The 20,484-nt window shown below is 69.1% G+C and carries 19 protein-coding genes; 14 read left to right on the plus strand and 5 right to left on the minus strand.

Annotated features, from left to right (window positions below):
- Positions 1 to 6: 6 nt before the first annotated feature.
- Positions 7 to 1,005: a hypothetical protein gene (locus ABIE44_RS09990; RefSeq protein ID WP_209718726.1), complete on the minus strand. Its 999-nt coding sequence runs from the start codon at positions 1,003 to 1,005 to the stop codon at positions 7 to 9.
- A 222-nt stretch (positions 1,006 to 1,227) separates the two neighbouring features.
- On the opposite strand from ABIE44_RS09990, the gene ABIE44_RS09995 reads away from it, so the two are divergent.
- From ABIE44_RS09995 to ABIE44_RS10025, 7 genes are all read left to right on the plus strand, one after another.
- Positions 1,228 to 1,779, plus strand: a complete 552-nt coding sequence (locus ABIE44_RS09995; protein ID WP_209718697.1) for a hypothetical protein — start codon at positions 1,228 to 1,230, stop codon at positions 1,777 to 1,779.
- A gap of 10 nt (positions 1,780 to 1,789) precedes the next feature.
- Complete coding sequence (locus ABIE44_RS10000) at positions 1,790 to 3,550, plus strand: DUF4012 domain-containing protein (protein WP_209718694.1); 1,761 nt, start codon at positions 1,790 to 1,792, stop codon at positions 3,548 to 3,550.
- 136 nt (positions 3,551 to 3,686) lie between these two features.
- A complete protein-coding gene (locus ABIE44_RS10005) occupies positions 3,687 to 4,934 on the plus strand; it encodes an acyl-CoA dehydrogenase family protein (RefSeq protein ID WP_209718691.1) in 1,248 nt (415 codons plus the stop codon).
- The gene (locus ABIE44_RS10010) at positions 4,934 to 5,779 is read left to right on the plus strand and encodes an SDR family NAD(P)-dependent oxidoreductase (RefSeq protein ID WP_209718688.1); all 846 of its coding nucleotides are present in this window, start codon (positions 4,934 to 4,936) and stop codon (positions 5,777 to 5,779) included. Before ABIE44_RS10005 ends, ABIE44_RS10010 begins: the two co-directional genes overlap by 1 nt.
- 1 nt (position 5,780) lies before the next feature.
- Positions 5,781 to 6,851, plus strand: a complete 1,071-nt coding sequence (locus tag ABIE44_RS10015; RefSeq protein ID WP_209718684.1) for a phosphotransferase family protein — start codon at positions 5,781 to 5,783, stop codon at positions 6,849 to 6,851.
- Positions 6,852 to 7,523, plus strand: coding sequence for a histidine phosphatase family protein (locus tag ABIE44_RS10020; RefSeq protein ID WP_209718681.1), 672 nt, complete (start codon positions 6,852 to 6,854; stop codon positions 7,521 to 7,523).
- 46 nt (positions 7,524 to 7,569) lie between these two features.
- Positions 7,570 to 8,319 carry an SDR family oxidoreductase gene (locus ABIE44_RS10025; protein ID WP_209718678.1) on the plus strand — a complete coding sequence of 250 codons (750 nt, stop codon included), beginning with the start codon at positions 7,570 to 7,572 and terminating at the stop codon, positions 8,317 to 8,319.
- An 80-nt stretch (positions 8,320 to 8,399) separates the two neighbouring features.
- Here ABIE44_RS10025 and ABIE44_RS10030 read toward each other — a convergent pair whose 3' ends face one another.
- Positions 8,400 to 9,977 (minus strand): PH domain-containing protein, encoded by a 1,578-nt coding sequence (locus ABIE44_RS10030; RefSeq protein WP_209718675.1) that lies wholly within the window; start codon positions 9,975 to 9,977, stop codon positions 8,400 to 8,402.
- Positions 9,974 to 10,465, minus strand: coding sequence for a PH domain-containing protein (locus tag ABIE44_RS10035; protein WP_209718672.1), 492 nt, complete (start codon positions 10,463 to 10,465; stop codon positions 9,974 to 9,976). The genes ABIE44_RS10030 and ABIE44_RS10035 overlap by 4 nt, the downstream gene beginning before the upstream one ends.
- Positions 10,466 to 10,524: 59 nt before the next feature.
- On the opposite strand from ABIE44_RS10035, the gene ABIE44_RS10040 reads away from it, so the two are divergent.
- The gene (locus tag ABIE44_RS10040) at positions 10,525 to 12,183 is read left to right on the plus strand and encodes an FAD-binding dehydrogenase (RefSeq protein ID WP_209718669.1); all 1,659 of its coding nucleotides are present in this window, start codon (positions 10,525 to 10,527) and stop codon (positions 12,181 to 12,183) included.
- A gap of 71 nt (positions 12,184 to 12,254) precedes the next feature.
- A complete protein-coding gene (locus tag ABIE44_RS10045; RefSeq protein ID WP_209718666.1) occupies positions 12,255 to 12,635 on the plus strand; it encodes a VOC family protein in 381 nt (126 codons plus the stop codon).
- A gap of 27 nt (positions 12,636 to 12,662) precedes the next feature.
- Here the strand turns inward: ABIE44_RS10045 and ABIE44_RS10050 are convergent, their stop codons facing one another.
- The gene (locus ABIE44_RS10050) at positions 12,663 to 13,394 is read right to left on the minus strand and encodes a TetR/AcrR family transcriptional regulator (RefSeq protein ID WP_209718661.1); all 732 of its coding nucleotides are present in this window, start codon (positions 13,392 to 13,394) and stop codon (positions 12,663 to 12,665) included.
- A 152-nt stretch (positions 13,395 to 13,546) separates the two neighbouring features.
- Between ABIE44_RS10050 and ABIE44_RS10055 the strand changes: the two genes are divergently transcribed.
- Complete coding sequence (locus tag ABIE44_RS10055; RefSeq protein WP_209718658.1) at positions 13,547 to 15,709, plus strand: MMPL family transporter; 2,163 nt, start codon at positions 13,547 to 13,549, stop codon at positions 15,707 to 15,709.
- Positions 15,710 to 15,743: 34 nt separating this feature from the next.
- On the opposite strand, the gene ABIE44_RS10060 is transcribed toward ABIE44_RS10055, so the two are convergent.
- Positions 15,744 to 17,570, minus strand: coding sequence for a CocE/NonD family hydrolase (locus tag ABIE44_RS10060; RefSeq protein ID WP_209718655.1), 1,827 nt, complete (start codon positions 17,568 to 17,570; stop codon positions 15,744 to 15,746).
- Positions 17,571 to 17,694: 124 nt separating this feature from the next.
- Here ABIE44_RS10060 and ABIE44_RS10065 point away from each other — a divergent pair, with 124 nt between their 5' ends.
- Genes ABIE44_RS10065 through ABIE44_RS10080 form a run of 4 tightly spaced genes read left to right on the plus strand, consistent with a single transcriptional unit; the run spans position 17,695 to position 20,318 of the window.
- Positions 17,695 to 18,786: a CE1758 family FMN-dependent luciferase-like monooxygenase gene (locus ABIE44_RS10065; protein ID WP_209718652.1), complete on the plus strand. Its 1,092-nt coding sequence runs from the start codon at positions 17,695 to 17,697 to the stop codon at positions 18,784 to 18,786.
- Positions 18,783 to 19,391: a CE1759 family FMN reductase gene (locus tag ABIE44_RS10070; RefSeq protein ID WP_209718649.1), complete on the plus strand. Its 609-nt coding sequence runs from the start codon at positions 18,783 to 18,785 to the stop codon at positions 19,389 to 19,391. Before ABIE44_RS10065 ends, ABIE44_RS10070 begins: the two co-directional genes overlap by 4 nt.
- Positions 19,392 to 19,400: 9 nt before the next feature.
- Positions 19,401 to 19,781, plus strand: coding sequence for an antibiotic biosynthesis monooxygenase family protein (locus ABIE44_RS10075; protein ID WP_354437977.1), 381 nt, complete (start codon positions 19,401 to 19,403; stop codon positions 19,779 to 19,781).
- Positions 19,782 to 19,811: 30 nt separating this feature from the next.
- Positions 19,812 to 20,318, plus strand: coding sequence for a YflT domain-containing protein (locus tag ABIE44_RS10080; RefSeq protein WP_209718646.1), 507 nt, complete (start codon positions 19,812 to 19,814; stop codon positions 20,316 to 20,318).
- The last annotated feature ends 166 nt before the right edge of the window (positions 20,319 to 20,484 follow it).

Raw genomic sequence — 20,484 nt, forward strand, 5'->3', positions numbered from 1 at the left:
CGCCTGCTACTTCTGCTCCTGCTGGCACGCCTTCGCGCGGTTCTGGATCACGGCTGCCGCGTGCTGGGCCTTCTGGTCCTTGCCGAGCAGCTGGTTCACCAGGAAGTAGTCCCGCAGGTAGACGGGCGTGATGTTCTTCTTCAGGCAGGCCTCGAGCTTCGTGGCATCCAGCTCCGGGTCCGAGGCCACCGCCGCGTCCGCCTCCGACTTCAGGGCGTCCACGCAGCCGAGCATCGCGTCGGCCAGCGCGGTCGCCGACTTCTCGTCGTACCGGGCGCCTGCGGTGTTGAAGACCCCCGTGTCGGTCACGAGCTGGTTGGCGAACAGGCCGCCGACGCCGACCCGGTCCATGAAGTCACCGACCAGGCAGCTCACGTTGGTCGTCGTCGGTCCGCCGTTGCCTGCCTCGAACGCCGCCTCGACAGCCTTCTGCGCGGCCGCGCTCACCTTCTTCTCACCCAGGCAGGAGGAGAGCGCCTTCGCGTACGCCGTGGCGTTCGCGGGGTCCTGCAGAGCGCCGTTGGAGACGTACCCGAGCTTGGTGTCGACGACCTGGCCGGCGATGAGCTTCTCCAGGCCGACCGCGCGGGTGAAGTCCCGGGCCACGCAGCCTGCCTTCTTGTCGCTGACCAGTCCGCCCTCGGTCCCGATCACCTTCGCCATCGAGGCGGCGACCCTCACCTCCAGGCACCGGCCCCGTGCGGCGGCGAGTCCGTCGGCGATCGCGGCGGAGTCACCGCTGGTGAGCTTCGAGGAGTCGTAGGCGAAGTCCTTGCCGACGACCCCGGAGGAGACCAGCTTCTTCACGCCGAAGTCGTCGACGAACCGTCGGGCGATGCACCGGGCGTCGCGGGACCCGACTCCCTGGTCCGGGGCGATGAGCGCCGCGGACACGGACGCGACGATCCGCTTGCCGTCCTCGGTCTCCGACGGGGCGGGGTCACCGCCGCAGGCCGCGGTGACGAGGAGCAGGACACCGAGGCCGGCCAGGACGGCGTTCTTCATGGGATCTCCGTGGTGAGCGGGCGTGCCGACGCGGCGCGCGGTGGCCCCACCCTGCCGCATACACCGCCCCGAGCGCCGGAGAGTCGCGACGTTCCGGGGCGGGTCGGAGAAATTTCGTCCCGTCCGTAACTTTGCCCACTTCCTCTCGTTGAGCCCCTGTAGCCACCGAAGAATCCGGGGGGAGTCTTCGGGCCTCATGTCGTTCGTTCTGGGAGTCCGATCATGAAGAAGTTCGCCTTTGCCCTGGGCGTGGCCATTGCCGCGATCTGGGCCTCGCTCGCGCTTTCCCCCACCGCTCAGGCTTATCCCGACGTTCAGATCAGCCTCTCGAGCGACCACCAGGTCATCTACGCCGGTGACTCGTTCACCGCCACGGCCGCGTCCAACGTGGACTGTGTCTGGGAGGTGGACTGGAACGGTGACAGCCGGGCCTCCAGCGGCACCGACTTCGCCACCAAGTTCACCGCCCCCGAGGTCACCTCGATCACCAAGGTTCCGCTGACCGGCGTCTGCAGCTACGACAACGCCGGCGGTTCCGGTCGCTCGGTGTCGACGGCTGCGAAGACCTGGGAGGACAGCCGGACGATCACGGTGCTTCCGAAGGCCAGCGGAGCGGCTGCTCCGAGCGAGAACGGTGCGTCGCTCGCGAACACCGGCGGTCCGGACCGAGCCGTCCTGCTCGGTGGTCTCGGGCTGCTGCTGTCGGGTGCGACCGTCGCCATCGTGGCTCGTCGTCGCGCGGAGCACGCCGAGCTTCCGGGGCACACCGTCTAACCTTCCCTCTGTGGCGCTCTCGCAGAAGCTGGACATCTCCCGCCGACAGGTGGTGATCGGCCTGGTGCTGATCGCGTTCTTCCTGGTGGTGCTGTTCGCCTGGCAGGCCATCACCGCCTCGCGCGCGCTGCTCGAGGCGCGCAAGGACGCCGACCGCGTGAAGACGCTGATCGAGGCGGGCGACTTCGCCGCGGCCAGCTCAGCGCTGGCCGATCTGCGCGAGAACGCGCACCGGGCGCACGCCCGGACCGGGGGACCGCTGTGGGACCTCGGGCGTCACATCCCGTACTTCGGGCGGAACATCGGCGCGGTCCAGACGGTCTCGGAGGTGCTCGACACAGCCACCTCGGTCAATGCCCCGGTCGCGCTCAAGCTCACCGAGGCGTTGGACAAGGGCACCTTCAAGCCGTTCGACGGCAGGATCAACCTCGCCGAGGTCAAGAAGCTCACCCCTGAGGTCGACCGCGCCGCCGCGGCGATCGAGAAAGCCGGCAAGGACCTCGACGACATCCGGGCCGGGTCCCTGCTGTTCCCCTTCAACGACATGGTCGGCAAGCTGCAGGACCAGTTCGGCGACGCCCGCTCGGCCTCCACCGCCACCGCTACCGCCTTCGACCTGCTGCCGCAGATGCTCGGCGAGTCCGGGCCCCGCGACTACCTGCTGATGATCCAGAACCCGGCCGAGCTGCGCTCGACCGGGGGGCTTCCCGGGTCGCTCGCGATCCTGCACGCGGAGGGCGGTCGGTTGACGATGGGCTGGCAGGGGTCGGCCGGCGACCTCAACCCCTTCCCCGCCCCGGTCGTGAAGCTCCCCGAGGACACCAAGCGGATGTACAGCACAATGGCGCAGGACGCCCGCGACCTCAACTTCACCCCGGACTTCTCGCAGGCTGCCCAGGTCGCCCGGGTGATGGTCAAGCGCAAGATCGGGGTGGACGTGGACGGCGTCGTCTCCGTCGACCCGGTCGCGCTGGCGTACATGCTGGCCGGAACCGGACCGGTGCAGGTGGCGGGCAAGACGCTGACCGCGGCGACCGTCGTGCCGCAGCTGCTCAACCAGGTCTACGTGCAGACCCAGGACCCGACCGGCCAGGACGACTTCTTCAAGGCCGCCGCGAAGACGATCTTCAACGCCGTGATGTCCGGCCAGGGCAGCCAGCAGACAGCCGTCAAGGGCCTCGGCACGAGCACCAGCGAGCACCGGGTGATGCTCTGGTCGAACCGGCCCGAGGAGCAGGCGCGCCTGGCCGGGACAGCGATCAGCGGCGGACTGACCCGCGACACTGGCAGTACCCCGGTCGTCGGGATGTACATCAACGACGCGACCGCCGGGAAGATGGACTACTACCTCCAGTACCGGACCTCGGTGACGGCGGTGGAGTGCCGCGAGAACGGCTCGCAGGGACTGCGCGCGAGCATCGCGTTCAAGTCGACGATGCCGAAGAACTTCAAGCCGCTCGGCCCGTACGTCCTGGGCACCGGCGAGTTCGCCAAGCAGGGTCGGATCGCGTTCAACCTGCGGATCTACGGCTCGTACGGCGGCACGATCACCTCGATGAGCGTCGACGGCAAGGACTCGTCGGTCACCGCCGACCAGCACTTCGGCCACCAGGTCGCCTTCCTCCCGGTGACGCTGAGCCCGGGCGAGCAGACCAACGTGACCGTCGAGATGATCACCGCCAAGGGTCAGGACGGCGACGTGGTCCTCAACCACACGCCCGGCATGGTTGCCGCCCCCAACGGGGTCCGCACGGAGAGCGCCTGCGACTAGCGCCAGCGACGTCCCCCGGTCGTCGAGCTTGTCGAGACGTGGTGACCTCGGACGCTGCCTTTCGCCGCACCGGACGCAGCGAGCTAGCGACGCCCGGCTGTTTCCTCACCACTGTGACAGCGCTACTGTCAGCGTCATGGACTTCTCGCTCTCCCCGCGCGCCGCTGAACTCGCCGAGCTGGTCTCGGCCTTCGTCACCGACGAGATCGAACCGGTGCAGGACGCCTACCACCGCGACGTCGCCGAGGCCCGCGCCGCGGGCACGTGGGCAGAGTCCCCGATCATGGGCGAGCTCCGCGCCAAGGCCCGCGCCCAGGGTCTGTGGAACCTCTTCCTCCCCGTCGGTCACGACCAGCCGTACGCCGAGCAGTTCGGCACCCACGGGGGCGCCGGGCTGAGCAACTCCGACTACGCGCCACTCGCCGAGCTGATGGGCCGCGCGACCTTCCTGGCGCCGTACGTCTTCAACTGCAACGCCCCGGACACCGGCAACATGGAGGTGCTGCTCAAGTACGGCACCGAGGAGCAGAAGAAGGAGTGGCTCGAGCCGTTGCTCGACGGTCAGATCCGCTCGGCCTTCGGCATGACCGAGCCCGGGGTCGCGTCCTCGGACGCCACCAACATGGCCGCGACCGCGATCGTGGACGGCGACGAGGTGCTCATCAACGGCACCAAGTGGTTCTCCACCGGCGTCGGTCACCCCGACTGCAAGATCATGATCTTCATGGGCCTCGCGGACCCCGACGCCGACCGCCACCACCGGCACACGATGGTGCTCGTCCCGCTCGACAGCCCGGGCGTGACCATCGACCGGATGCTGTCGACCAACAACGTCTTCGACGAGCCGGTCGGCCACGGCCAGGTCTCCTTCGACAACGTGCGGGTGCCGAAGGCGAACATCCTGCTCGGGGAGGGTCGGGCCTTCGAGATCGCCCAGGGCCGTCTCGGCCCCGGCCGGATCCACCACTGCATGCGGCTGCTCGGCCAGGCCGAGGTCGCGCTCGAGCTGGCGATCAAGCGCGGGATGTCCCGCACCGCGTTCGGCAAGCCCCTGATCAAGCTCGGCGGCAACCCGGAGCGGATCGCGGACGCGCGTATCGCCATCGACCAGGCCCGGCTTCTCGTCCTCAACGCCGCCTGGAAGCTCGACGTCGGCGGCCCGATGAACGCGCTGTCGGAAGTCAGCCAGATCAAGGTCATCGTCCCCAACGTCGCGCAGCAGGTGATCGACATGGCGATCCAGCTGCACGGTGGTGGCGGCATGTCGCAGGACTTCCCGCTCTCGGCGATGTGGACCAACGCCCGCGCGCTGCGTCTGGCCGACGGGCCGGACGAGGTCCACCGCGGCGTCGTCGCGCGCATCGAGATCAGCAAGTACCTCTGATGTCCGAGCGCACCGACGAGGCGAACGTCCCGGTCGCCTCGACCTCTCCGCGGGTCGAGCCCGGCCAGGTACCGACCCGCGCCGTCGTGACGGGTGGCGCGTCGGGGCTGGGAGCTGCGCTCTGCCGCGCCCTGGTGGCCCGGGGCGCCCAGGTCCTCAGCGCCGACGTCAACCTGCCCGACGAGCCGATCGACGGGGTCGGTTACCTGACGCTGGACGTCCGTTCGGACCAGGACTGGTCGGACGCCGTTGCCTGGGCGGACCGCGAGTGGGGCGGAGTCGACCTGCTCTTCAACAACGCCGGTGTCGCCGGCGGCGGCCGCATCGACGTCGCCGGCCTCGACGAGTGGCAGTGGATCACCGAGATCAACCTCTTCGGAGTGGTCCGCGGCACCCGTGCCTTCGTCCCGATGATGAAGCGGCAGGGGTCGGGCACGATCGTGAACACCGCCTCGCTCGCCGGACTGGTGCACCCCGCCGGGATGGGCTCCTACAACGCTGTGAAGGCTGCGGTCGTCGCGTTCTCCGAGACCATGAGCCACGAGCTCGCCGAGTACGGGATCAAGGTCGCCGTGGTCTGCCCGTCGTACTTCCGGACCCCGCTGATCGAGAACATGCAGGGCACCGATGTCGCGGTCGGCTCGGTGATCGGCGCCCTCGTGGCGAACTCGCCGGTCAGCGCTGACGACATCGCGGCCGCGGTGCTCGCGGGGCTCGACAACGGCGACGAGCTGATCCTCCCGGACGAGGCTGCGCAGGCGGCGTACGGGTTGAAGGTCGCCGACCGCGAGGGGTACAACGCGATCATGCGCAAGCAGGCCGCCCGACTGAACGCGATGGAGTGACATGAGTGAGATCGAGGGCGCCAGCTCCGTCCGCGAGGAGGACGCGTTCGACCTGGACGCCGTCCGCACCTGGTTGGCCGGTCATGGCGTCCACCTCGTCGGCGACGTCGAGATCCAGCAGTTCGGCGGTGGCGCCTCGAACCTCACCTACTCGTTGCGGACTGCTGACCAGGACCTGATCCTGCGACGGCCGCCAGCGGGCAAGAAGGCTGCCGGGGCGCACGACATGGGCCGCGAGTTCCGGATCCAGTCCGCGCTCAAGGGGCCGTTCGGTCTGGTCCCGGACATGGTCGCGTTCTGCGACGACGAGTCAGTGATCGGCTCGGAGTTCTACGTGATGCAGCGCGTCGACGGACTGATCCCTCGCCGGGACCTTCCCCCCGAGCTGGAGAGCCTGGATCCCGACCAGGTCCGGGCGCTGTGCCGCACCTTCGTCGACACCCTGATCAAGCTGCACCGGGTCGACACGTCGATCCCGGAGATCGCGGCGATGGGCAAGGGCACCGGGTACGTCGAGCGCCAGATCACCGGCTGGTCCGGGCGCTACCGCAACGCGGTCACCGACGACGCTCCCGGGTTCGAGAAGGTGATGGACTGGCTCGCCGAGCGGATGCCGGCCGATGTCGCCAACTGCGTGATCCACAACGACTTCCGGTTCGACAACGTGATCCTCGACAAGTCGGACCCGAGCACGGTCATCGGCGTCCTCGACTGGGAGATGGCCACCCTCGGCGATCCGTTGATGGACCTCGGGGGCACGCTCGCCTACTGGGTGCAGGCCGACGACGACGAGGGCTTCCAGCTCGTACGACGGCAGCCGAGCAACGTGCCGGGGATGTTCACCCGCGCGGAGTTCGTGGAGTACTACTGCGACCAGATGGGTTACTCCGTCGACGCCGAGCAGTGGAAGTTCTACGAGGTCTACGGACTGTTCCGCTTCGCCGTGATCGCCCAGCAGATCTACTACCGCTACTTCCACGGCCAGACCACCAACGAGATGTACGCGATGTTCGGCCAGGCGGTGCACTACTACGAGGACCGCTGCCTCCGGGTCATCGCGGGGACGATCTAGGTGGGCCAGATCCTTCTCGTCCGGCACGGCCAGGCGTCCTTCGGAGCGGAGAACTACGACGCGCTCTCGCCGCTCGGCTTCGAGCAGTCGCGCCTGCTCGGCGAGGCGCTCGGCGCTCGCGGGATCGGCGTCGACGCTGTCGTGCACGGCACCATGCGCCGGCACCGGGAGACCGCCGAGACCTGTGCAGCCGCCGCCGGCTGGTCGGCCGAGCCGAGCATCGACGCCGGGTGGGACGAGTTCGACTTCCTGTCCGTCCTCGCCATGCACCCGCACGAGTACGGGCCCGAGCCGACCAAGGCCGAGTTCCAGCGTCTCTTCGAGGAGGCGACCGAGGCGTGGATGGCCGGCGTGGACCGCCCATACGACGAGACCTTCGCCGACTTCGCGGCTCGCGTGCACGACGCTCTCGAGCGGACCGTCGAGCTGGCCACGGTCGGAACCGTCGCCGTGTTCACCTCCGGCGGTCCGATCGGGCTCGCGGTGGCCGAGGTGCTCGCCGATCCCGGCTCCTTGGACACGCAGCTGCGGGGGTTGTGGGGCCGTCTCAACCGGATGACGGTGAACTCGGCACTGACCCGGGTGGTCTCCGGCTCGACCGGCTTGAACCTGCTGACCTACAACGACCAGTCCCACCTCGACGCCGTCGCCGGCGCCGTGACCTACCGCTGACCGGTCGTCGAGCCTGTCGAGACGCGGTGAGCCGAAAGGAATCCCCATGAGCAAGACCATCCTGATCACCGGCGCGAGCAGCGGACTCGGCGCCGAGATGGCCCGGCAGTTCGCCGCGAAGGGGTACGACCTGGCGCTGTGCGCCCGGCGCACCGAGAAGCTCGAGGCCCTCAAGAGCGAGATCCTCGCTGCGGACCCCGACCGCCGCGTCGAGCTGCGCGCGCTGGACGTGACGAACGACGACCAGGTCTTCGAGGTGTTCCGCGCGTTCAAGACCGACTTCGGCACGATCGACAAGATCATCATCAATGCCGGCCTCGGGAAAGGTGCGCCGCTCGGCACCGGTCGGTACGACGCCAACCGCGAGACCGCGATGACGAACTTCGTCGCGGCGCTCTGCCAGTCCGAGGCGGCCATGGAGATCTTCCGCGAGCAGAACGCCGGTCACTTCGTGATGATCAGCTCGATGTCGGCCGTGCGCGGCATGCCCAAGACGCTGACGACGTACGCCGCCACGAAGGCCGGCGTCGCCCACCTCGCCGAGGGCCTGCGCGCCGAGCTGTACGGCAAGCCGATCAAGGTCACGGTGCTCTACCCGGGCTACATCGCCTCGGAGATGAACGAAAAGGTCGAGCAGTCGACACCGCTCATGGCGAGCACCCAGAAGGGCGTGAAGGCGATGGTGTCGGCCATCGAGCGCGAGGTCGGCTCGGCCGCCGTACCGGCGTTGCCGTGGGCACCGCTCGGCGTCGTGATGAAGCACGCCCCGATGCCGGTGTTCAAGAAGCTGATCTGACGCCGACCCGGCAGCAATGTGCAGATAGACCCCGCTGACCTGGCAGCAATGTGCGCAGCGTGCTGCACATTGCTGCCAGGTCAGCGGGCTGGAGGTGCACTTTCCTGCCGGGTCAGGAACTGCTCGACCAGGCCGGGCACGGCCTCCGCAGCGAACGCGACCGCCACGTCCTCGGGCACGTCGAGGATCTCGTAGGACTGCTGCCCTGCTGCGGTCGTGGCCGTCAGGCTGACCAGGCCCGCGCGGCGCTGGAAGAACGTCTGGGTGATGTTCCAGCCGATGATCCCGGTGCGGGCCAACGCGTCGCGCCGACCGCGCAGCGATCCCCAGCGGACCACCACGTAACCGGGCGTGAGCGCGTGGCCGAGACGGCGGTACCGGTCGCGCGCCAGGAACGCGCCCGCCACCGGCAGCGCGAGGGAGAGCACGGCGAGCGGCCAGGGCCAGTCGCCCGCTGCGGCAGCGAGCACCAGCACCGCCACGACGACGAGCCCGGGCACGACCGCGCGGAGGTAGCGCCGGCGACGCGCGGCCGGACCGTGCTGGCTCAGCGGCACCTCCAGGGGTGACCGCTCCTCGAGCACGAGCTCGGCGACGCCGTGGACGACCTGCTGCGGAGCAGCCGGGACGAGCGGTGACTTGCTCTCCGCCGTACGCCGCCCGAAGCCGGTGACGACCGCGTTGAGCCGACCTCCTCCCGCCAGGCGCAGGCCGAGCGGCTCGTGCACCTCGACACCGCGCAGGCGGTCGAGGTCGATGGTGGTGGCGCGGGTGGTCAGCGCCCCGCGACGTACGTCGAAGGTCCGCTGGGTGCTGTTGCGGGTGAGCGTGAAGTCCCAGTTCCCGAGCAGGTAACCCAGGATGCCGAGCACCGAGGCGATGACGAGGAGACCGACCAGTCCGGCGCCCAGGAGCAGCGGCAGCGCGACCTCGCGCACCTGGTCGACGGCCGAGGAGTTCGCAACGCGGACCTCGAGGTTGTTGCCGAAGAAGGGCCCGGCGGCGGCGCCCACGGCGGCCAGCGCGACGAGCAGGCCCGAGGTGGTCAGGGGCGCGTACCGGGCCCAACCCGGGTCGAAGCGGAGCAGGACCTCGCCGGGGGCGACGGACGCGATCTCTCCGGGCTCTGCCGGGACAGTGCTCCCGGCGCGGTCGAGCAGCTCGGCACGCAGCCGGTGCGCCTCGGCGTTCCCGAGCGCGTCCAGGGTCAGGCCGCCCGATGAGCCGCTCCCGGCGCTGCCGGTCCCGATCACCACCTTCTCCAGCTGGAGCACCCGGTGGATCGGGGACGCCGTCAGCTCGACGGTGCGGACCCGGTCGAGCGGGGCGGTGAGCACGCTGCGCCCGAGGATGCCGCGACGCAGCTCGATCTGACCCGACGTGATCCGGAACCGGGTGCTGAAGAACCGGAACAGACCGATGGCGATCGGGACCGCGACGCCCAGGTAGTGCCACGGGCCGCCATCCTCGCCGCCGGAGCCGAGCAGGAAGACGCCGACGAGGAACGGCAGGAACCGGATCACCTCGTTGACCGGGTGCACCAGCAGCATCCGGAGGTCGAGCCGGCGCCAGACGGCGTCGTGCTCCAGCTCGGTCTCCGGCCCGGTCTGCGGCCCCGGCGGCTGCCCCGGCGGCGGCTCGGAGCTCGGCGTGCTCAAGTGGCGTCGCCCCGATCGGCTTCCGCTCGCCGGGTCAGGTCGTCGACCAGGCGTTGGGCGACGTCGGCGTCGAGGTCCTCGATCTGCAGCGGGCCGGCGGCGGAGGCGGTGGTGACCGTGACGCTCGCGAGGCCGAAAAGCCGCGCCACGACGGTCTGCTGGAAGTCGACCGTCTGCACCCGCGACATCGGCGCGATCCGGCGTTCGCGCGAGAGCCAACCGCGCTGGGTGTACACGGCCGTCTCGGTGGTCTCCCAGCGGTGGACCCGGTAGCGGAACTGAGGCATCACCAGGGTGTAGGCGACCGCCGCGACGACGTACGCGATCCAGGCCCACGTCGGGATCGAGGCGCCCCAGGCGAGGACGGCGAGGACGCCCACACCGGCGACGAACAGCGATCGGAACGAGGCGCCGAGCAGCCAGAGGTACGGGGCTCGCGGCGAGACCCGGTGCGCAGGATCGCGCAGGGTCGCGGAGGGCTCTGCCATGCCACCCAGACTAGGCGGACGTGCAGCGGCGGGTCGGGCCACTGGGTAGCCTCCCTTGCATGCCTACTGATGCCGACGTCATCGTCGTCGGGGCCGGTCTCGCCGGTCTCGTCGCCACCGCCGAGCTCGCCGACGCGGGCAAGAAGGTGCTCCTGCTCGACCAGGAGCCGGCGCAGAGCCTGGGTGGTCAGGCGTTCTGGTCGCTCGGCGGGCTGTTCCTCGTCGACACCCCCGAGCAGCGACGGATGGGGATCAAGGACTCCTACGACCTCGCCCTCCAGGACTGGATGGGCAGCGCCCAGTTCGACCGCGAGTCCGACCACTGGCCGCGCAAGTGGGCCGAGGCGTACGTCGGGTTCGCCGCCGGGGAGAAGCGCCAGTGGCTCTACGACCAGGGCCTGCGGGTCTTCCCGGTCGTGGGCTGGGCCGAGCGCGGCGGCGGTCTCGCCGGCGGGCACGGCAACTCGGTCCCGCGGTTCCACCTGACCTGGGGCACCGGCCCCGGCGTGGTCGCCCCGTTCGAGCGGCGCGTGCGCGAGGCCGTCGCCAAGGGCCTCGTCGAGATCTGCCACCGGCACCGGGTCGACGACCTGGTCATGACCGACGGCACCTGCACCGGCGTGACCGGAGCGCTGCTCGCCGACGACGACATGGAGCGCGGACGTGCATCCAACCGCACCGAGATCGGCGACTTCACCTACTCCGCCCAGGCCGTGATCGTCACGTCCGGCGGCATCGGCGGCAACCACGACCAGGTCCGCAAGCAGTGGCCGGTCGACCGCCTCGGCGAGCCGCCCAAGTTCATGGTGGCCGGCGTCCCCGCGCACGTGGACGGGCGGATGCAGTTCATCACCGAGGCGGCCGGCGCCGAGATCATCAACCCGGACCGGATGTGGCACTACACCGAGGGCCTGCGCAACTGGGACCCGATCTGGGAGAACCACGGCATCCGGATCCTGCCGGGGCCTTCGTCGCTCTGGCTGTCGGCCACCGGCGAGCGGTTCGGGGCGCCGTACCTGCCGGGCTTCGACACCCTCGGCACCCTCGGCGCGATCATGCGCACCGGCTACGACTACTCGTGGTTCGTGCTGACCCAGAAGGTGATCGAGAAGGAGTTCGCGCTGTCGGGTTCCGAGCAGAACCCCGACCTGACCAACAAGGACATCAAGCTCCTGCTGTCGCGGGTGAAGGCGGGTGCACCCGGACCGGTCGAGGCGTTCAAGCAGCACGGCGAGGACTTCGTCGTCGCGGACAACATCACCGACCTCGTCGCCGGCATGAACAAGGTGTCCGGCGACGACCTGATCACCGTCGAGGGGCTCACCAAGACCATCACCGAGCGCGACCGCGAGCTCGACAACGAGTACACCAAGGACATCCAGATCACCTACCTGCGCGGCCACCGCAGCTACCGGGGGGACAAGCTGATCCGGGTGGCGTCGCCGCACAAGTTCAACGACCCGAAGAACGGTCCGCTCATCGCGGTGCGGCTCAACATCCTCACCCGCAAGACCCTCGGTGGCCTGCACACCGACCTCGACGCCCGCGTGCTCCGCCCCGACGGCGAGCCCCTCCCCGGCGTGTACGCCGCCGGCGAGGTCGCCGGTTTCGGTGGTGGCGGCGTCCACGGCTACAACGCGCTCGAGGGGACCTTCCTCGGCGGCTGCATCTTCAGCGGGCGGACCGCGGGCCGGGCTGCGGCGAAGGCGATCGGGTAGGGGTTGTGTGCCCGAGCGCGTCACCGGTGACGCGCTGAGGCACACGACTGCGGGCCCAGTACGATGCCCCCATGACTGGACGTGTCGTGCACTTCGAGATCCCTTACGACGACAAGGACCGCGCGCAGAAGTTCTACGCCGATGCTTTCGGCTGGCGCATCCTCGACTTCCCCGAGGCGCACTACTCGATCGTGCAGTCAGGCCCCACCGACAAGGGCACCGGTCGGCCGACCGAGAACGGCTACATCGGCGGCGGGATGCTCAAGCGGGAGTCGCCGACGGACCGTCCGGTGATCACCATCGACGTGGACGACATCGACGAGGCGCTCGCCACGATCGAGTCGCTCGGCGGGTCCGCGATCCTCGGGCGCCAGGAGGTCGGTGACATCGGCTACGCGGCGTACTTCAAGGACGTCGAGGGCAACCTGATGGGGCTGTTCCAGAGCAGGTAGAGCCAGAGCAGGTAGAGCCAACGGCCGCTAGGCCGACAGCAGCCGCGTGATCAGGTCGCGCAACCGCGGCAGGTCCTCGACCAGTCCCAGCGGTCCGGCCTGGTCCTCGATCATCGCGCGGAACAGGTGCGCCTGCTCGACCAGGCGCGGATCGACGTGGCGGAACACCTCGAGCGTCACGGTGCCGTAGAGCCGGGACCACGACCGCTCGAGCACCCAGATCAGACCCCGGAGCTCGTCCGGTACGCCGGTCACGTCGGCCGGCGTCTGCGGGTCGCGGAGGATCTCGGCGAGACCCGGGTCCAGGTCGTCGAGCCGCGGGATGGGGAACTGCTTCTCGACCCAGAGCGCGAACAGCAGCTCGGAGAACAGCACGCCGGTGGACGAGTCGTCGTTGAGGTCGTCCAGGCACTCGACGTCCACGTTGGTGAAGACGAGCGCGAACTCCTCGCGGTTGCCCAACGCCCACTGCCGGAACTCGACCGCCGCGGCGACCAGGCGCGCAGCCGGATCGTCGGCCGGTTGCTGGTCGGCCACGACCTTGATGCGGTTCGCCACGTCGGCGTCGATCGCGAGCGCGACCATGAGGATGAGGTCCTCGTGGCTGGCGGCGTACCGGTAGAGGCCCGGCGCGGTCATGCCGATCTCGCGGGCCACCGCACGCAGCGTCACCTCGGAGCGCGAGGCCAGCAGCGTGCGCGCGGCGGTGACGATGCGCGCCGTGGTCGCGGCGTGCGCCTGCTCGCGATTGGTCGGCACGAGGCTCCTTCGGGTCCGCGACGGGGGTCACAGCAATCTGACTTGACGAATCGTAGTTTACACCGTTTACAGTTAACGCTGTAAACAGATCTCGGCAGGCCTGACACCGGGCCCGCGCGATCACCGGACGTACTCGACTCGCAGGAGTTGTCATGCTGAACCGCTGGACCCAGGTCCTCCTCCACCGAGCCCGCGCTGTGCTGGTCACCGGGATCGTCGTCACGATCGCCGCCGCCGGCTACGGGCTCGGTGTCTTCGACTCCCTCGGCAAGGGCGGCTTCGACGACCCGGCCAGCGATGCGGCCAAGGAGCTGGTCCAGGAGCAGGAAGCGTTCGGAAACAAGAACGTCGACGTGGTGCTGCTCTACCAGAGCAAGACCCTGACGGCGGACGACCCGGCGTTCAGCGCCGCGGTCGACGCCCGACTGGAGCGGATCCCGGAGTCCGCGGTGACCTCGGTGCTCACACCGTGGATGCCGGCCGGGAAGGACGCCGGGCTGGTGGGTGACGGTGGTCATGCCGTCCAGGTGCTGATCTCCCTGGCCGGCGACGGCCAGGACGACCAGAGCGACAACAACGAGCTGATCCTGCCCATCCTGGAGAAGGAGGTCGACGACGGGCTCAGCCTGCACATCGCCGGACCCTGGGCCGTCTACACGGGCGTCAACGAAACCGTCAGCGAGGACCTCGCGCGGGCCGAGCTGATCACGCTGCCGATCGTGCTCATCCTGTCGTTGCTGATCTTCGGCAGCCTCGTAGCCGCTGCGATGCCGGTGATGGTCGGCGCGATCTCGGTGCTCGGTGCGCTCGGCATCGTCCGGCTGATCACCAACTTCGGCGAGGTCTCGATCTTCTCGATCAACGTCATCTCCCTGCTCGGCATGGGTCTGGCGATCGACTACGCGCTGTTCATCATCAGCCGCTTCCGTGAGGAGCTCGCCGGGCTCCCCGAGGACGACGACGAGGCGCCGAAGAAGGCCATGCGGATCACCCTCGGTACGGCGGGGCGCACCGTCCTGTTCTCCGGCTTCACCGTCGCTGCCGCGATGTCAGCCCTGCTCGTCTTCCCGCAGAACTTCCTGCGCAGCCTCGGGTACGGCGGCATCGCGGCGACGCTGATCGGCGTCGTCACCGCGCTGACGATCCTCCCGGCGGTGCTGGTCCTGCTGGGTCGGCGGATCGACAAGGGCCGGATGCCGTGGAAGAAGAACAAGCCCGTCAGCACCGACACCGAGCACGGCGCCTGGGCCCGCCTCGCCCACGCCGTCATGAAGCGTCCGGTCATCGTGATGGTCGCGATCGTCGGCCTGCTGCTCCTGGTCGCCTCGCCGTTCCTCGGCGTGAAGTGGGGTTCGGTCGACTACCGGGTGCTGCCGCCGGACCACCCGGCGCACATCGCTGCGGAGGAGATCAACGACAAGTTCGTGGGTGAGAAGTCCTCGGCCAACGTCCTGCTCGACACGACCGACCAGGACGAGGTGACCGCCTACATCAGCAAGGCGACGGCGGCTGTCGACGTCGACGCCACGGTGCTCGCCCAGGAGAACGGCAAGACCCTGCTCCGTGCGACCTGGGCGGGCAACAGCCAGGACCAGAAGTCCCTCGACATCGTCGAGGACCTGCGCGACGTGCCCGGCCCCGGGGGCGACAAAGTTCTCATCGGTGGTCTGAGTGCCGACACGGTCGACCTGCTGGCCTCGATCAAGGCGCACCTGCCCTGGATGGCCGGCATCATCATCGCGGTGATGATGGTGCTGCTGTTCCTCGCGTTCGGCTCGGTGGTGCTGCCGGTCAAGGCGGTGCTGATGAACCTGCTCTCGATCAGCGCGTCCTTCGGCGTGATCACCTGGATCTTCGCCGACGGCCGGCTCGAGGGATTCCTCGACTACAGCTCGACCGGCTTCCTCGACGCGACCCAGCCGATCTTCATGCTGGCGATCCTGGTCGGACTGTCGATGGACTACGAGGTCTTCCTGCTGAGTCGGGTGCGCGAGCAGTGGGACAGGACGGCCGGCTCCGGCATGTCACCGTCCGAGAGGAACACCGACGCGGTGGCGGTCGGGGTTCAGAAGACCGGTCGGATCATCACCTCGGCTGCTCTGCTGCTCGCCGTGGTCATCGGCGGGTTCTCGACCAGCGGCATCGTGTTCATGAAGATGATCGGCGTCGGCATGCTGGTCGCGCTGCTGGTCGACGCGACGATTGTCCGAGCGCTGCTCGTTCCCGCGACGATGAAGTTGCTTGGCAGATGGAACTGGTGGGCACCCGGCCCGCTCCGCCGCTTCTGGGAGCGCTACGGGATACGTGAGTCCTGAACCTGTGCATCGTTCCCCCTGTTGCTGCGACTGATCAACCGACGACCGGCAGGGTCAGCACCTGGCTGCTGCTGCCGGACGGGATGGTGACGACGTTGGAGAGCAGACCGCCGCGGTAGTTCACCGAGCTCGACGAGACGACCAACCGGATCCGGTGGCCGGTGCCGAACTGGTGCACGAACGCGGGCAGCTTGACGTTGAACGGCTTGGTCACGTCCGCGACACGGACCGGGGCGTTGAGGATGTTGATGTCGGTGGCCTTGCCGTCGGGGCCGACGTCCTGGACGCGGACGAAGAGCACCAGCTGGCCGGCCGGACCGATCGCCTGGGTGGCGGCCGCGATGGGGGAGTCGACCTTCAGGGTGAGCTTCGGCGTACCGGCGACCGCGACGCTGCGGGTCAGTGCCGCCGTGTCCCAGGTGGCTGTCGTGCCGGGCAGGTCGCCCTCGAGCGCCGGAGCCTTGGCGAAGAAGCCGATGGCGTCGAGCGTGCTCAGGTTGGTCGGTACGCCGGCCGGTGCGGTGATGATCGCCTGGCTCGCCCGGGTCAGGCCGACGGCCGAGCTCACCAGGTTCTTGCCGGACAGGTAGAACGGCTTCTGGCTGCCGACCGGGAACGTCGACGAGGTCGCGTAGGCCGGCTTGGCGTTGCCGCTGTACTTCACCCAGTCGCGGAAGTAGGCGAACTCCGGGCCGGTGTCGACGTCGCGACCGCGCAGGTACTTCTCGAACCAGCTGAAGATCCGGCCGGTCTCGTACTGGGTGACCGGGTTCAGGTTGTCGCGGCTGAACTCGCCCGGAGCCGGGGTGCCCTGGGAGTGTCCCCAGGACTGCCAGATCATCTTGGTCTCGACGCCGCGACGCTGCAGCTCGGAGTAGTTGGCAATGCCTTCGTTGAGGTTGAACAGGGTGTCGTTCTCACCCTGGATGACCAGGGTCGGGATCTTGATCCGGGAGATGTAGCTGCCGACCGATGCGTGCCGCAGTGCCTTGGCCGAGGCGTCGTCGAAGTAGCCGAGGGTGCCGGCGTGCACCAGCGCCGGGCACACGAAGTCGGCGAAGTTCGGGCAGGGGAGCAGCCGGGTCGGGTCTTCCGGCGCGTGCTGCAGACCGTTCACGATGCCCAGGGCGGAGAAGCCGAGTCCCCAGGTCAGCTTGGTGGCACCGGGGGTGCGGGTCCTGGTGCCGATGCCGACCTGGGAGGTGTTGTTCGGCCCCAGCGAGTAGGTGAGGTCGTTCCAGGTGATGATCGGGACGATCGCGTCCAGGCGCGCGTCGCGCGACGCGATCGCGAACTGGATCTGGCCGCCGTACGAGCCGCCGACCATGCCGACACGCGGATCGGCGGTCCGCTTGTCGCCGTTGTGGTCGTACTTGTCGCGCTGGATCCAGTCGACCGGCGGGGCCGGCTTGGTGTGCTTGGCGTCGAGGTACGCGATGTGGTCGCCCCCGCCGAGGTAGCTGATCAGCACCGAACCGGCCAGGCCGTCGTAGTCCGGGTCGTCGAGGGTGATCTTGCAGCCGGATCCGCCGAAGCCCAGACCGGAGTAGGAGAGGAAGCCGTACCCGCGCTGAGCGAAACCCCTGCCGAACTGAGCCTGGTCGTCCTTCGAGCCCCCGAACCCGTTGGTGGCCATCACCGCCGGGACCTTGTTCCTGCCGCTGGCGAGGATCGGCTTGTAGACGTCGCCGACGATGTCGCAGTACTTGCCGTCGTGCCCGACCGGCACCTTGAAGTGCAGCGTCTGGACCTTGTAGAGCAGGTCCGCGTTCGACGGGGCAGCGGATCCGAGCGAGACGACCGTCACGGCTGCGGTCGCGAGGGCGAGCAGCAGGACGAGTCGACGTGAGAAGCGGCGCATGAACGCCTCAACGATCCCGAACCGACCCCGGTTACGGCTCGTCCCTGCCGCGGGAATGGACATCCGCACCCGTTTGTTGAATGATCAACTACCTGGATCGTCATCCAGGACCGAGGAGGATCTGATGGAGTACGGCATCTTCACCGTCGGCGATGTGACCACCGACCCGACCACGGGTCGTACGCCGAGCGAGCACGAGCGCATCAAGGCCACCGTCGCGATCGCCCAGAAGGCCGAGGAGATCGGCCTGGACGTCTTCGCCACCGGCGAGCACCACAACCCGCCGTTCGCGGCGCCCGCGAACCCGCCGGTCCTGCTGGCGCACATCGCTGCGAAGACCGAGCGGATCAAGCTCTCCACCTCGACCACGCTGATCACCACCAACGACCCGGTGCGGCTCGCGCAGGACTACGCCTACCTGCAGCACCTCACCGACGGCCGCATGGACCTCATGCTCGGCCGCGGCAACACCGGCCCGGTCTACCCGTGGTTCGGCAAGGACATCCGCGAGGGCATCAACCTGGCGATCGAGAACTACGCGCTGCTGCACAAGCTGTGGCGCGAGGAGAACGTCGACTGGCAGGGCAGGTTCCGCACGCCGCTGCAGGCGTTCACCTCGACCCCGCGCCCGCTGGACGGTACCCCGCCGTTCGTCTGGCACGGTTCGATCCGCAGCCCGGAGATCGCCGAGCAGGCGGCGTACTACGGCGACGGGTTCTTCTCCAACCACATCTTCTGGCCGGCCGAGCACACCGCCCGGATGATCGCGCTGTACCGCTCCCGCTTCGAGCACTACGGCCACGGCAAGGCCGAGGACGCGATCGTGGGGCTCGGGGGCCAGGTGTACCTGGCACGCAACAGCCAGGACGCCGTCAAGGAGTTCCGCCCGTACTTCGACAACGCCCCGGTCTACGGCCACGGCCCGTCACTGGAGGAGTTCACCGAGCAGACCCCGCTGACCGTCGGGTCCGTGGAGCAGGCGGTGGAGAAGACGCTCGGGTTCAAGGAGTACGCCGGCAACTACAACCGGCAGCTGTTCCTGGTCGACCACGCCGGCCTGCCGCTGGACGCCGTCCTGCGTCAGCTCGACCTGCTGGGCGAGGTCGTCGCCGAGCTCCGCAAGCACGAGTCGGCCCCGGTGGTCGACGCCGCCCCGGTCGCCGACGCCGCCCCGGTCGTCGAGCTTGCCGAGACGCCCGAAGGGAGCCTCCAGTGACCCGCCACCTCGTCGTCATCAGCGCCGGGCTGTCCGACCCGTCGAGCACCCGACTCCTGGCCGACCTCCTCGCCGCCGCGACGGTCGCGGCGTCGAAGGAGGAGGTCACGGTCGAGCACGTCGAGCTGCGCCCGCTCGCGCACGCCCTGACCGACCACCTCCTCACGGGTTTCGCGACCGGCGAGCTGGCGGCCGCGCAGAAGCTCGTGGTCGAGGCGGACGCGGTGATCGCCGTGACGCCGGTCTTCAGCGCGTCCTACAGCGGACTGTTCAAGACGTTCTTCGACGTCCTCGAGACGGGCGCCCTGGACGGCACCCCGGTGCTCGTCGCCGCCACCGCCGGTACGCCGCGGCACAGCCTCGTGCTCGAGCACGCGCTGCGGCCGTTGTTCAGCTACCTGCACGCGGTCGTCGTCCCGACCGCGGTGTTCGCCGCGACCGACGACTTCGCCGGGGACGGCGCGGGCCTGCGAGGCCGGGTCGACCGCGCCGCGGCCGAGCTCGCAGCGCTCGTGGCCGCACGCCCGCACGCGAGCAGGCTCGACCAGTTCGACCGCGACCTGGCCGCGATGGGCGACTTCGAGAGCCTGCTGAACGGTCAGTAGATTGGCGCCATGAGCATCATCAAGATCAACGCCATCACCGTTCCCGCCGACAGCGGCGACGAGCTCGCCCGCCGGTTCGCAGCGCGTGCCGGTGCGGTCGACGGGCAGGAGGGCTTCGAGGGCTTCGAGCTCCTCAAGCCGACCGACGAGCGCACCCAGTGGTTGGTCGTCACGCGGTGGCGTGACGAGGAGTCGTTCCAGGCCTGGCTGACCTCGGCGGCCTTCGGCGAGGGTCACCGCGGTACGGCGGGCGCAGCCGGTGCGGGCCACGGGCACGGCGACGGTGCGGGCCACGGGCACGGTCACGGGCACGGCGACGGACAGGGTCCCGTCGGTGTCGCCAGCGAGCTGTGGTCCTACGAGGTCGCCGGCGGCTCGACCGGCGCCTGAGCGCGCCCACGGCAGGAGCATGATGGAGGTATGGCAAACCTCCAGCAGCCCCGTTCGCAGAAGCTCCTGAGCCTCGAGTTCCCGCAGTCGCTCGCGGTGTACGACGACTACGCCGCGGCGCAGAAGTCGGTCGACTTCCTGTCGGACAACCAGTTCCCGGTGCAGAACTGCATGATCGTCGGCACCGACCTCAAGCAGATCGAGCGCATCACCGGTCGGTTGACCAACGGTCGGGTCGCCGGCCTCGGTGCGATGTCCGGTCTGTGGCTCGGACTCTTCGTCGGGCTGATCCTTTCCTTCTTCGGCGACAACGACAACGTGTTCGCGATGCTCGCCTCGACGGCACTCATGGGTGCGGCGTTCGGCACGATCTGGTCGCTGCTCGGTTACCTCGCGACGCGGGGTCAGCGCGACTTCTCCTCGGTGACCGCGGTGGTCGCGACCCGGTACGAGGTGCTGGTCGAGCACAAGCTGCTGGGCCAGGCGCAGGAGCTGCTCGCCAAGCTCCCGGGGGCCACGCCCAACCCGTTCGCCTAGCCCGGTCGTCCTAGCCCGGTCGTCGAGCTTGCCGAGACGTGGTGAGGTCTGCGCAGTCGGTGCGACCGGTGGCATCTCGGCAGGCTCGACGACCGGGGCCGTACGTGTCGCCCCCTCCCACTAGGTTGAACCCGTGATCCTCGCTTCGCTCGTCATCGTGCTGTCG

It is taken from the genome of Marmoricola sp. OAE513 (assembly GCF_040546585.1).
Taxonomy (GTDB): Bacteria; Actinomycetota; Actinomycetes; order Propionibacteriales; family Nocardioidaceae; genus Marmoricola.

What these genes read in the sequence shown, in the direction of transcription:
- ABIE44_RS09990 (WP_209718726.1), bottom strand. Translation starts at nt 1,005, where the DNA reads ATGAAGAACGCCGTCCTGGCCGGCCTCGGTGTCCTGCTCCTCGTCACC.
- ABIE44_RS09995 (WP_209718697.1), top strand. Translation starts at nt 1,228, where the DNA reads ATGAAGAAGTTCGCCTTTGCCCTGGGCGTGGCCATTGCCGCGATCTGG.
- ABIE44_RS10005 (WP_209718691.1), top strand. Translation starts at nt 3,687, where the DNA reads ATGGACTTCTCGCTCTCCCCGCGCGCCGCTGAACTCGCCGAGCTGGTC.
- ABIE44_RS10010 (WP_209718688.1), top strand. Translation starts at nt 4,934, where the DNA reads ATGTCCGAGCGCACCGACGAGGCGAACGTCCCGGTCGCCTCGACCTCT.
- ABIE44_RS10015 (WP_209718684.1), top strand. Translation starts at nt 5,781, where the DNA reads ATGAGTGAGATCGAGGGCGCCAGCTCCGTCCGCGAGGAGGACGCGTTC.
- ABIE44_RS10025 (WP_209718678.1), top strand. Translation starts at nt 7,570, where the DNA reads ATGAGCAAGACCATCCTGATCACCGGCGCGAGCAGCGGACTCGGCGCC.
- ABIE44_RS10035 (WP_209718672.1), bottom strand. Translation starts at nt 10,465, where the DNA reads ATGGCAGAGCCCTCCGCGACCCTGCGCGATCCTGCGCACCGGGTCTCG.
- ABIE44_RS10040 (WP_209718669.1), top strand. Translation starts at nt 10,525, where the DNA reads ATGCCTACTGATGCCGACGTCATCGTCGTCGGGGCCGGTCTCGCCGGT.
- ABIE44_RS10045 (WP_209718666.1), top strand. Translation starts at nt 12,255, where the DNA reads ATGACTGGACGTGTCGTGCACTTCGAGATCCCTTACGACGACAAGGAC.
- ABIE44_RS10055 (WP_209718658.1), top strand. Translation starts at nt 13,547, where the DNA reads ATGCTGAACCGCTGGACCCAGGTCCTCCTCCACCGAGCCCGCGCTGTG.
- ABIE44_RS10060 (WP_209718655.1), bottom strand. Translation starts at nt 17,570, where the DNA reads ATGCGCCGCTTCTCACGTCGACTCGTCCTGCTGCTCGCCCTCGCGACC.
- ABIE44_RS10065 (WP_209718652.1), top strand. Translation starts at nt 17,695, where the DNA reads ATGGAGTACGGCATCTTCACCGTCGGCGATGTGACCACCGACCCGACC.
- ABIE44_RS10075 (WP_354437977.1), top strand. Translation starts at nt 19,401, where the DNA reads ATGAGCATCATCAAGATCAACGCCATCACCGTTCCCGCCGACAGCGGC.
- ABIE44_RS10080 (WP_209718646.1), top strand. Translation starts at nt 19,812, where the DNA reads ATGGCAAACCTCCAGCAGCCCCGTTCGCAGAAGCTCCTGAGCCTCGAG.